This is a genomic window from Pseudomonas sp. ASL8, assembly GCF_056680355.1.
In genome coordinates this window covers 195,732-206,521 of record NZ_CM155278.1, presented here as the reverse complement: position 1 = coordinate 206,521, position 10,790 = coordinate 195,732, and the positions used below count along the sequence as shown (strand labels likewise).

10 protein-coding genes are annotated in these 10,790 nt (G+C 57.7%); 9 read left to right on the top strand and 1 reads right to left on the bottom strand.

Going from position 1 to position 10,790, the window contains the following annotated elements; genetic code table 11:
* Positions 1 to 91 precede the first annotated feature (91 nt).
* From AC1MEA_RS01010 to ispD, 7 genes are all read left to right on the top strand, one after another.
* Complete coding sequence (locus tag AC1MEA_RS01010) at positions 92 to 1,039, top strand: acetyl-CoA carboxylase carboxyltransferase subunit alpha (protein WP_322180471.1); 948 nt, start codon at positions 92 to 94, stop codon at positions 1,037 to 1,039.
* A gap of 81 nt (positions 1,040 to 1,120) precedes the next feature.
* The gene (tilS, locus tag AC1MEA_RS01005; RefSeq protein WP_480916381.1) at positions 1,121 to 2,458 is read left to right on the top strand and encodes a tRNA lysidine(34) synthetase TilS; all 1,338 of its coding nucleotides are present in this window, start codon (positions 1,121 to 1,123) and stop codon (positions 2,456 to 2,458) included.
* A 268-nt stretch (positions 2,459 to 2,726) separates the two neighbouring features.
* Positions 2,727 to 4,358 carry a CTP synthase gene (locus AC1MEA_RS01000; RefSeq protein ID WP_449632899.1) on the top strand — a complete coding sequence of 544 codons (1,632 nt, stop codon included), beginning with the start codon at positions 2,727 to 2,729 and terminating at the stop codon, positions 4,356 to 4,358.
* A gap of 5 nt (positions 4,359 to 4,363) precedes the next feature.
* On the top strand, positions 4,364 to 5,209 hold the full coding sequence (gene kdsA / locus AC1MEA_RS00995) for a 3-deoxy-8-phosphooctulonate synthase (RefSeq protein ID WP_219061252.1): 846 nt from the start codon (positions 4,364 to 4,366) through the stop codon (positions 5,207 to 5,209).
* A 153-nt stretch (positions 5,210 to 5,362) separates the two neighbouring features.
* Entirely contained in the window at positions 5,363 to 6,652 is a 1,290-nt protein-coding gene (gene eno / locus AC1MEA_RS00990) for a phosphopyruvate hydratase (protein ID WP_219061253.1), read from the top strand.
* 165 nt (positions 6,653 to 6,817) lie between these two features.
* On the top strand, positions 6,818 to 7,096 hold the full coding sequence (gene ftsB / locus AC1MEA_RS00985) for a cell division protein FtsB (protein WP_219061254.1): 279 nt from the start codon (positions 6,818 to 6,820) through the stop codon (positions 7,094 to 7,096).
* Positions 7,093 to 7,800 (top strand): 2-C-methyl-D-erythritol 4-phosphate cytidylyltransferase, encoded by a 708-nt coding sequence (ispD, locus tag AC1MEA_RS00980; RefSeq protein ID WP_480916380.1) that lies wholly within the window; start codon positions 7,093 to 7,095, stop codon positions 7,798 to 7,800. The genes ftsB and ispD overlap by 4 nt, the downstream gene beginning before the upstream one ends.
* A gap of 16 nt (positions 7,801 to 7,816) precedes the next feature.
* Here the strand turns inward: ispD and AC1MEA_RS00975 are convergent, their stop codons facing one another.
* On the bottom strand, positions 7,817 to 8,713 hold the full coding sequence (locus AC1MEA_RS00975; RefSeq protein WP_219061256.1) for a LysR substrate-binding domain-containing protein: 897 nt from the start codon (positions 8,711 to 8,713) through the stop codon (positions 7,817 to 7,819).
* Between the two features lie 105 nt (positions 8,714 to 8,818).
* Between AC1MEA_RS00975 and AC1MEA_RS00970 the strand changes: the two genes are divergently transcribed.
* Both AC1MEA_RS00970 and fghA read left to right on the top strand, forming a co-directional pair.
* The gene (locus AC1MEA_RS00970; RefSeq protein WP_219061257.1) at positions 8,819 to 9,931 is read left to right on the top strand and encodes an S-(hydroxymethyl)glutathione dehydrogenase/class III alcohol dehydrogenase; all 1,113 of its coding nucleotides are present in this window, start codon (positions 8,819 to 8,821) and stop codon (positions 9,929 to 9,931) included.
* Between the two features lie 8 nt (positions 9,932 to 9,939).
* Positions 9,940 to 10,785, top strand: coding sequence for an S-formylglutathione hydrolase (fghA, locus tag AC1MEA_RS00965; RefSeq protein WP_480916379.1), 846 nt, complete (start codon positions 9,940 to 9,942; stop codon positions 10,783 to 10,785).
* Positions 10,786 to 10,790: the final 5 nt, after the last annotated feature.

Here is a 10,790-nt window from a genome sequence, read left to right as displayed (position 1 = left end):
AATCTCGACCTGAATACGCCTGTTCCCGTAAGGTACGGCGTTAACGGATCAACCGGCCGGCCTCTTGGCCGTCGACCCAAGACGGATGCCTATGAACCCGAATTTTCTTGATTTCGAACAGCCGATCGCTGACCTGCAAGCCAAGATCGAAGAGCTGCGCTTGGTCGGTAATGACAACTCGCTGAATATCGGCGACGAAATCTCTCGTCTGCAAGAAAAGAGCAACACGCTCACCGAAAACATTTTTGGCAATCTGACCAGCTGGCAGATTGCGCGGATGGCACGTCATCCGCGTCGTCCTTATACCCTGGACTACATCTCGCACATTTTCACCGAGTTCGACGAACTGCACGGTGATCGGCACTTCTCGGATGATGCTGCCATCGTCGGCGGTATTGCGCGTCTGGAAGACCAGCCAGTGATGGTGATCGGCCACCAGAAAGGCCGTGAAGTACGCGAGAAAGTTCGCCGCAACTTCGGCATGCCACGTCCTGAAGGCTATCGTAAAGCCTGCCGTCTGATGGAAATGGCCGAGCGCTTCAAAATGCCGATTCTGACCTTCATCGACACGCCGGGCGCCTACCCGGGTATCGACGCCGAAGAGCGTAACCAGAGCGAAGCGATTGCCTGGAACCTGCGTGTCATGTCCCGCTTGAAAACCCCGATCATTGCCACGGTTATCGGCGAGGGTGGTTCTGGCGGTGCGTTGGCCATCGGCGTTTGCGATCAATTGAACATGCTCCAGTATTCGACCTACGCGGTTATTTCGCCGGAAGGTTGCGCGTCGATTCTGTGGAAAACTGCCGAAAAAGCTCCCGATGCCGCTGACGCAATGGGCATTACCGCTGACCGTCTCAAAGGTTTGGGTATCGTTGATAAAGTCATCGGTGAACCGTTGGGCGGCGCCCATCGCGACCCGGCGATGGCTGCTGCTTCGATCCGTCAGGAATTAAGCAGCCAATTGGCGATGCTCAAGAAGTTCGATACCGAAGCGTTGCTGGCGCGTCGTTATGAGCGCCTGATGAGCTACGGTCTCTGAGTCAAGATTGCATTTGCGGATAAGCCCGCTCCTTTGCAGGAGCAGGCTTATCCTCAATCAGACGCACAGCGGCTGTCGTCCATGACTACGTTCAAGCACTGCAATAACGATCTACGCTCCAGGTTGCTTCGCATCCTCCAGCCCTGGCGCAATGCTCCGGCCTGGCGCATTGCGTTTTCCGGCGGTCTGGACTCCTCCGTTCTGCTGCACCTTCTGGCTGATCTCGCTACCCGCGAAGCATTGCCGCCCTTATCTGCGATTTATATCCATCACGGCCTCCAGGCTGCGGCAGATGCGTGGCCCGAGCATTGTGCTCAGGTGTGTCGGGCCTTGGGCGTGCCGCTGCAGGTGATGGCGGTGCAGGTTGAGCCTGGCGCCAGTCTCGAGCGCGCGGCTCGTGAGGCGCGTTATACGGCGTTCAGTCAGGTGCTGGCGCCAGGCGAGGTGCTGTTGACCGCCCAGCATCGCGATGATCAGGCCGAAACCCTGCTGTTTCGTCTGTTGCGCGGGGCGGGTGTGCGTGGTCTTGCGGCGATGCCTGAACAGCGCGCGCTGGGAAGAGGGCAGTTGTTGCGGCCTTTGCTCGACGTCTCGCGCGCAACGCTGGAGATGTATGCCCGCGAACAGGGATTGAGCTGGGTCGAAGACCCCAGCAATAAAGACAGCCGGTTTTCCCGAAATTACCTGCGTCAGCTCATTCTGCCCTCTTTGACCGAGCGCTGGCCTCAAGCTGCCGCGAACATGGCACGAACCGCTGCGCATCTGGCTGAGGCGCAAGGGCTGCTCGACGAGTTGGCCGAGCAGGACCTGGCGCAGGCCGGTACCGACGCACCCTTCGCCTGGCTGGGTTTGCCATCGTTGGCGCTCGACCCTCTAAAAGCCCTTTCTCCGGCACGCCAACGCAATGCGTTGCGCCATTGGCTCGGGTCTTTGACGCGCCTGCCGGACAGCGAACATTGGGTCGGTTGGGACAGTTTGCGTGACGCCGGCCGCGAGGCTCGACCGATCTGGCGTCTTGCCGACGGTGAACTGCATCGCGCCGAGGGGCGTGTCTGGTGGCTGGCGGGTGCCTGGTTGCAGCAGCCAGTCGCCTCGATAGCCTGGGCAAATCCTCGGCAAACATTGAGTTTGCCGAGCAATGGCTGGCTTGAGTTTGCCAATGATGCCCCGGTCGGTGAGTTGCAGGTGCGTTATCGCCAAGGCGGTGAGCTCATGCATCTGCCGGGGCGAGGGCATCGAGACCTCAAACGCTTGCTCAACGAGAGTGGTTTGCCGGTGTTTGCCCGTGGCCGATTGCCGCTGGTGTACCGCGGTGACCAGTTATTGGCGGTTGCCAACCTGCCCGAATTGGACGGAACAGCCCATGGCGACTGGCGATTGCGCTGGCATGCGCCGACGAACGACCAAAGTTTGAGCTGAAAGGCCATTTCCGGTAGACTACGCTCCCTTCTTGATACAGCTTCTGTGGATTCTTCTGAATTGACGGAAGTTGCCGATTACCAGGCAGTTTTTGCTGGGCGATTCTCAAAAATGTAGCGAGCAACAGGTAGGATTTTTCAGTCTGCCGGTCCCAACGCAGCAATTTTCAGGAGTGCACTGTGAAATTTATTGGTAATTGGGGGCTTCGGCCTTCCTTCGCTCTCCCCGGCGGCTCTGACCGCTTTAACGCAGACTTCTAGGGTTTTTCATGACGCGCTACATCTTCGTCACGGGCGGTGTTGTTTCTTCATTGGGGAAAGGCATTGCCTCGGCTTCATTGGCGGCCATCCTGGAGGCGCGGGGACTTAAGGTCACCATGCTCAAGCTTGACCCCTATATAAACGTGGACCCGGGCACCATGAGCCCATTCCAGCACGGTGAAGTGTTCGTCACTCATGACGGCGCCGAAACCGACCTGGACCTGGGCCATTACGAGCGGTTCATCCGCACCACCATGACCCAGAACAACAACTTCACCACGGGGCGTGTGTACGAACACGTCCTGCGCAAAGAGCGCCGTGGTGATTATCTGGGCGCGACCATCCAGGTGATTCCGCACATCACCGACGAAATCAAACGCCGGATCATCAAGGGCGCTGGCGATGCTGACGTCGCCATGGTCGAGATCGGTGGCACCGTCGGTGACATCGAATCGCAACCGTTCCTTGAGGCTATCCGCCAGTTACGCATCGAGGTCGGCGCCAAGCGCGCGATGTTGATGCACCTGACGCTGGTGCCTTATATCGCCACGGCTGGCGAAACCAAGACCAAGCCGACTCAGCATTCGGTCAAAGAGCTGCGCTCCATCGGTTTGCAGCCAGACGTATTGATCTGTCGCTCGGATCATCACGTGGATATTGCTTCGCGGCGCAAGATTGCGTTGTTCACCAACGTTGAAGAGCGCGCAGTTATCTCGCTGGAAGACGCCGACACCATCTACAAGATTCCGGGCATGCTCCACGCTCAAGGGCTTGATGATTTCGTCGTTGAGCGTTTCGGCCTGCAATGTGGCAGTGCTGATTTGTCCGAGTGGGAACAAGTGGTCGACGCCAAGCTCAACCCTGAGCATGAAGTCACCATCGCCATGGTCGGTAAGTACATGGAGCTGCTCGACGCCTACAAGTCGTTGATCGAAGCGATGAGCCACGCGGGCATTTCCAATCGCACCAAGGTCAACCTGCGCTACATCGATTCCGAAGACATCGAGAACCAGGGCACTGCCTTGCTCGAAGGCGTCGACGCGATTCTGGTTCCGGGCGGCTTTGGCTTGCGTGGCGTTGAAGGCAAGATCACGGCGGTAAAATTCGCTCGCGAGAACAAGATTCCTTATCTGGGTATCTGTCTGGGCATGCAAGTAGCGGTCATCGAGTTCGCGCGCAACGTGTTGGGCTGGAAAGACGCCAACTCCACCGAGTTCGATCGTGCCAGTGGCCATCCGGTCGTGGGCCTGATCACCGAGTGGGAAGATGCCACCGGTGCCGTTGAAACCCGCACTGAAACATCCGACCTGGGCGGCACCATGCGTCTTGGCGCGCAGGATTGCCAGTTGGAGCCTGGTTCGCTGGTGCACGATTGCTATGCCAAAGACGTCATCGTCGAGCGTCATCGCCATCGTTATGAAGTGAACAACAAGCTGCTGCCAAGCCTGGTCGAAGCGGGCCTCAAAGTGACCGGTCGTTCCGGTGATGGTGCTTTGGTTGAAGTGATCGAAGCGCCGGATCATCCTTGGTTCGTCGCCTGTCAGTTCCACCCTGAGTTCACCTCGACACCGCGCGACGGTCACCCGTTGTTCAGTGGTTTCGTCAAGGCGGCTTTGACGCAACATCAGAAGAAGGCCTGACTTTTATGGCGCAAAAGATCATCCGTGTAGGCGCGATCGAGATTGCCAACGACAAGCCATTTGTCTTGTTTGGTGGCATGAACGTGCTGGAATCGCGGGACATGGCCATGCAGGTCTGCGAAGAGTACGTAAGGGTTACCGAAAAGCTCGGTATCCCTTATGTGTTCAAGGCCAGTTTCGACAAAGCCAATCGTTCGTCCGTGACCTCTTACCGTGGCCCAGGCCTGGAAGAGGGCATGCGGATTTTCGAAGAGATCAAAAAGACCTTTGGTGTACCGCTGATCACCGATGTGCACGAACCTGAGCAAGCTGCGGTAGTGGCTGAGGTCTGCGACATCATCCAGTTGCCGGCGTTCTTGTCGCGGCAGACCGATCTGGTCGTGGCAATGGCCAAGACCGGTGCGGTGATCAACATCAAGAAAGCCCAGTTTCTCGCCCCTCAGGAAATGAAACATATCCTGGCCAAGTGCGTAGAAGCCGGGAATGATCAATTGATTCTGTGCGAGCGTGGTTCCAGCTTCGGTTACAACAACCTGGTGGTGGACATGCTTGGCTTCGGCATCATGAAGCAGTTCGAGTATCCGGTATTCTTCGACGTGACTCATGCCTTGCAAATGCCAGGCGGGCGCTCCGATTCTGCGGGTGGTCGTCGGGCTCAGGTCCTCGATCTGGCCAAGGCGGGCCTCAGCCAGAGTCTGGCCGGGTTGTTCCTCGAAGCGCATCCGGATCCGGATAACGCAAAATGCGATGGTCCTTGCGCCTTGCGTCTGGACAAGCTCGAGCCATTCCTGGCTCAGCTCAAGGCACTGGATGAACTTGTGAAAAGTTTTCCGACGGTAGAGACCGCGTAAAACCGGTTTCTCCGGTAAAGTGCCGCTCGGTATTTCTCTGGCCCTCGGGCCAGAGGCTTATCCTCGTCAGACCTGCCCGCTGTACAACGCCTGACGGCGATAATTGATTCCCTCAGCTGTGTCGCTTTCGTCAATCTTGGAGTGTTTACAACAATGGCAAAAATCGTCGACATCAAAGGTCGTGAAGTTCTCGACTCCCGTGGCAATCCCACCGTGGAAGCAGATGTGCTCCTCGATAACGGTATCATCGGCAGTGCCTGCGCGCCGTCCGGTGCTTCCACTGGCTCGCGTGAAGCGCTCGAGCTGCGTGATGGCGACAAGAGCCGTTACCTTGGCAAAGGTGTTCTCAAGGCCATAGCTAACATCAATGGCCCGATTCGCGACCTGCTGCTGGGCAAGGACCCGGTAGACCAGCAAGCGCTGGACCGTGCCATGATTGCTCTGGACGGGACCGAAAACAAAGCCAGCCTGGGCGCCAACGCGATCCTTGCTGTGTCGCTGGCCGCAGCCAAAGCTGCCGCTCAGGATCAGGATCTGCCGCTGTACGCGCACATCGCCAACCTCAACGGTACGCCGGGTGTGTACTCGATGCCGGTGCCGATGATGAACATCATCAACGGTGGCGAGCATGCGGATAACAACATCGATATCCAGGAATTCATGGTGCAGCCGGTTGGCGCCAAGACCTTTTCCGAAGCGCTGCGCATGGGTACCGAAATTTTCCATCATCTGAAAGCTGTGCTCAAAGCCCGTGGCTTGAATACTGCTGTTGGCGATGAAGGTGGTTTCGCACCGAACCTGGCGTCGAACGAAGATGCCCTGGGTGCTATCGCTGAAGCGGTGGCCAACGCCGGTTACACGCTGGGCACCGACGTGACCCTGGCACTGGACTGCGCGGCCAGCGAATTCTACGAAGACGGCAAATACGATCTGGCTGGCGAAGGTCAGAAGTTCGACTCGGCGGGTTTCGCTGATTACCTGGCCGGTCTTGTCAGCCGTTATCCGATCATCTCCATCGAAGACGGTATGGACGAGTCCGATTGGGCTGGCTGGAAAGTGCTGACTGACAAGCTGGGTGAGAAAGTGCAATTGGTCGGCGACGACCTGTTTGTGACCAACACCAAGATCCTCAAGGAAGGCATCGATAAAAAGATCGGCAACTCGATCTTGATCAAGTTCAACCAGATCGGCACCCTGACCGAAACGCTGGAAGCCATTCAGATGGCCAAGGCAGCGGGTTACACGGCTGTCATCTCGCACCGCTCCGGCGAAACCGAGGACTCGACCATTGCCGATCTGGCTGTTGGTACGGCCGCAGGTCAGATCAAAACCGGTTCTCTGAGCCGTTCCGATCGCATCGCCAAGTACAACCAATTGCTGCGTATCGAAGAGCAATTGGGCGCCAAGGCTGTATACAACGGTCGTGGTGAGTTTCGCGGCTGAGCTGGAGATGGTAAAAAGACAACGGGCGCTGTAAGAAAAGTCGGCATAGCTGACGATTCTGCCAGCGCATGAGTGATTGAGCCTGGTTTTGCCAGGCTCAATGCCCTCGCTCGATTTTCAACGTGTCGGCATCGCTGTCTTTTCCACTGAGTACCTGAATATTCAATGCGCAGTCCTAACTGGTTGTTCCTCATCTTGCTTCTGCTACTGGCCGGCCTGCAGTATCGCCTTTGGGTGGGCAACGGAAGCCTGGCGCAAGTGGCCAGTCTGACCCAGCAAATCGCTGATCAGCATGCTGAAAACGATACGCTACTGGAACGCAACCGGGTTCTCGATGCGGAAGTGCTCGAGCTGAAAAAAGGCCTGGAAACCGTTGAAGAACGGGCGCGTCACGAATTGGGCATGGTCAAGGATGGCGAAACCCTTTATCAGTTGGCCCAATGACATCTGCTCTACCTGCCTTCTGGGCAGTGATTCCTGCCGCGGGCGTTGGCGCTCGCATGGCGGCTGACCGGCCCAAGCAGTACCTGCAACTGGGCAGGCTCACTATTCTCGAACACAGCCTTAATTGTTTTCTCGATCACCCCCAACTCAAGGGACTGGTGATCAGTCTGGCTGTGGATGATCCCTATTGGCCGACCCTGGCATGCTCTACAGACTCGCGCATCCAGCGCGTGGCGGGCGGGCGGGAGCGGGCAGACTCAGTGCTCAATGCGTTGTTGCACCTCCACACGCAAGGCGCTCATGACGATGACTGGGTGCTGGTTCACGATGCGGCTCGTCCGAATCTGTCGCGCGGAGACCTGGACACGCTGCTGTACGAATTGGCTGACGATCCTGTCGGTGGTCTGTTGGCCGTTCCGGCTCGCGACACACTCAAGCGTGCAGACAGTAATGGGCGCGTCACTGAAACCGTTGATCGCAGCTTGATCTGGCAGGCCTATACGCCGCAGATGTTCCGCCTCGGCGCACTGCACCGGGCTTTGGCTGACAGCCTGGTGTCGGATGTCAGTATCACCGATGAAGCCTCCGCCATCGAATGGGCAGGTCAGTCTCCCCGGCTGATCGAGGGTCGTTCAGACAACATCAAGGTGACCCGCCCCGAAGACCTCGAATGGCTGCGTCAGCGTCGAGACTTCAAGGGTTGAGCCCGGCGAAGTCGCTTTAATCGCGATACTCCTTACACAGCGCCAACCCGGCCTTCAGATGTTCGACCAACTTGCGCACCTTGGGCGACAGATGCCGTTGCTGTGGATAAAGCGCCCAGACCGCCGTGTTGGGGGGTTGATGAGCGTCCAGCAACGAAATCAACGCGCCACTGTTCAGGTGTTCAAGCACGTAGTAGTCCGGTAGCTGACACAATCCAATACCCTGCAGCGCCGCGTCGAGCACGGCCTGTCCGCTGTTGCAGCGCCAGTTGCCTTGAACGCGTTGCGAGAACTCCCGACCATTCTGTTGCAGTTGCCAGGTGTCGCTGCTGCCGATCAAGCAGTTGTGACGGTTCAGTTCCGACAGGCTGTGCGGTCGGCCATAGTGCTCAAGGTAAGAGGGCGATGCGCACAGGTACATGCGCCGAGGCGCCAGGCGGGTGGCAATCAGCCTTGAATCTTGCAGGCGACCCAGGCGAATCGCCAGATCGAGGCCTTCGTGCACCAGATCCAGCGTGCGGTTGCTCAGCTCGATATCCACACGCAATTGTGGATACAACATCATGAAACCGGTCACCAGCGGTGCAATAAAGCGCTCTCCATACGCCACGGCGCAAGTCATGCGCAGCAGGCCTTTAGGTTCGCTGGTGAGGTCGCCTATCGCGCGCAGTGCTTCTTCGCGACCATCTTGCAGGCGCTGACAGTGCTGAAGAAATGTCTGCCCGGCTTCGGTCAAGGCTACGCGCCGGGTGCTGCGATACAGCAGCCGGGTTTGCAGGCGCTCTTCGAGCCTGGCGATCTGTCGGCTGATGTGTGACGACGAAACGCCCAAGCGCTCTGCCGCAGCGGTGAACTGCCCGCATTCAGCTACCGCCACAAACTCATCCAGCCCTTCCCAGCGATTGGCGTACATCGATTATCCCTGTACAGCAATAATGTTTTGCTTTTGACCTGATTATTCCTCAATCAGCACTGCTTTACACTCTCAGGCTTGTTTTTACTTCGCTGGAGAAGATTGATGATCAAGTCACGCGCCGCTGTTGCCTTTGAAGCCAAGAAACCGCTCGAAATCGTTGAAGTCGATGTCGCGATGCCCAAGGCTGGCGAAGTGCTGTTGCGGGTCGTCGCTTCCGGTGTTTGCCACACCGATGCCTATACCTTGTCGGGCGCCGACCCGGAAGGCATCTTCCCGTCGATCCTCGGCCATGAAGGTGGCGCAATCGTCGAGGCAATCGGCGAAGGTGTGACCTCAGTTGCAGTCGGTGATCATGTGATCCCGCTGTACACCCCGGAATGCCGTAAATGCAAATTCTGCCTGTCGGGCAAGACCAACCTGTGCCAAGCCATTCGCGCCACCCAGGGCAAAGGTTTGATGCCGGATGGCACGTCGCGCTTCTCTTATAAAGGCCAGACGATTTTCCATTACATGGGCACCTCGACCTTCTCCGAGTACACCGTGTTGCCGGAAATATCGGTCGCGAAAATCTCCAAAGACGCGCCGCTGGAAAAAGTCTGCCTGCTCGGTTGCGGCGTCACTACCGGGATTGGTGCGGTACTGAACACGGCCAAAGTCAAACCGGGCGACACTGTCGCGATCTTTGGTTTGGGTGGGATCGGCTTGTCAGCAGTGATTGGCGCGGTCAAAGCCAAGGCCGGGCGCATCATCGCCATCGACATCAATCCTTCCAAGTTTGAAATCGCCAAACAGTTGGGCGCTACCGACTGCATCAACCCGAAGGATTACGATCGCCCGATTCAGGACGTGATCGTTGACCTCACCGACGGCGGTGTGGACTTCTCCTTCGAGTGCATCGGCAACGTGCAACTCATGCGTGCGGCGCTTGAGTGCTGCCATAAAGGTTGGGGTGAGTCGGTGATCATTGGCGTGGCTGGCGCCGGTCAGGAAATTTCAACCCGACCTTTCCAGTTGGTCACCGGACGCGTCTGGCGCGGTTCGGCGTTTGGCGGTGTACGGGGTCGCACTGAATTGCCGAGCTATGTCGACATGGCGCAGAAGGGCGAAATCCCGTTGGACACCTTCATCACCCACACCATGGGCCTGGAAGACATCAATAAGGCTTTCGAGCTGATGCATGAAGGCAAGAGCATCCGCACCGTCATCCATTTCTGAGGTCTGTCATGAGCCTGGAAAACCTGTCCTGCCAGAAAAGCTTCGGTGGCTGGCACAAGCGCTACAAGCATCATTCCGATGTGCTCGGCTGCGACATGGTGTTTGCCGTTTACCTGCCACCGCAAGCGGAGCAGGGCGGTAAATTGCCGGTGGTGTATTGGCTGTCCGGATTGACCTGTACCGATGAAAACTTCATGCACAAGGCAGGGGCGCAACGGATCGCGGCCGAGCTGGGGTTGATCATCGTCGCCCCCGACACCAGTCCGCGCGGGCCGGATGTGCCGGGTGATCCGGATGGCGCATGGGATTTTGGTCTGGGTGCCGGCTTTTATCTGAACGCCACCCAGCAACCCTGGGCGAAGAACTATCGCATGCATGACTATGTGGTGGACGAGCTGCCGACACTGGTCGAGGCGCATTTTCCGGCCTCGGACCGGCGCGGGATCAGCGGTCACTCCATGGGCGGACACGGGGCGTTGGTGTGCGCTTTGCGTAATCCGGGGCGCTATCAGTCCGTGTCAGCTTTTTCGCCGATCAGCAATCCGATGGACTGCCCATGGGGTCAGAAGGCTTTCTCCCGTTACCTTGGGGATGAGCGTTCGCGCTGGCGCGAATGGGATGCGAGTGTGTTGATCGCCGAGGCTTCGGAAAAACTGCCGATCCTCGTCGATCAGGGTGATCGTGATGATTTCCTCGCCAATCAGCTCAAGCCCGAGGTGCTGGTGCAGGCGGCAAAATCTGCTAAACATCCGCTCACCTTGCGTATGCAGCCCGGTTATGACCACAGCTATTTCTTCATCGCGAGCTTTATCGAAGATCACTTACGTCATCATGGGCTCGCTCTAAGCGGTTAATGTTG

What these genes read in the sequence shown, in the direction of transcription:
- eno (WP_219061253.1), top strand. Translation starts at nt 5,363, where the DNA reads ATGGCAAAAATCGTCGACATCAAAGGTCGTGAAGTTCTCGACTCCCGT.
- ispD (WP_480916380.1), top strand. Translation starts at nt 7,093, where the DNA reads ATGACATCTGCTCTACCTGCCTTCTGGGCAGTGATTCCTGCCGCGGGC.
- AC1MEA_RS01010 (WP_322180471.1), top strand. Translation starts at nt 92, where the DNA reads ATGAACCCGAATTTTCTTGATTTCGAACAGCCGATCGCTGACCTGCAA.
- AC1MEA_RS00975 (WP_219061256.1), bottom strand. Translation starts at nt 8,713, where the DNA reads ATGTACGCCAATCGCTGGGAAGGGCTGGATGAGTTTGTGGCGGTAGCT.
- AC1MEA_RS00970 (WP_219061257.1), top strand. Translation starts at nt 8,819, where the DNA reads ATGATCAAGTCACGCGCCGCTGTTGCCTTTGAAGCCAAGAAACCGCTC.
- tilS (WP_480916381.1), top strand. Translation starts at nt 1,121, where the DNA reads ATGACTACGTTCAAGCACTGCAATAACGATCTACGCTCCAGGTTGCTT.
- kdsA (WP_219061252.1), top strand. Translation starts at nt 4,364, where the DNA reads ATGGCGCAAAAGATCATCCGTGTAGGCGCGATCGAGATTGCCAACGAC.
- ftsB (WP_219061254.1), top strand. Translation starts at nt 6,818, where the DNA reads ATGCGCAGTCCTAACTGGTTGTTCCTCATCTTGCTTCTGCTACTGGCC.
- AC1MEA_RS01000 (WP_449632899.1), top strand. Translation starts at nt 2,727, where the DNA reads ATGACGCGCTACATCTTCGTCACGGGCGGTGTTGTTTCTTCATTGGGG.
- fghA (WP_480916379.1), top strand. Translation starts at nt 9,940, where the DNA reads ATGAGCCTGGAAAACCTGTCCTGCCAGAAAAGCTTCGGTGGCTGGCAC.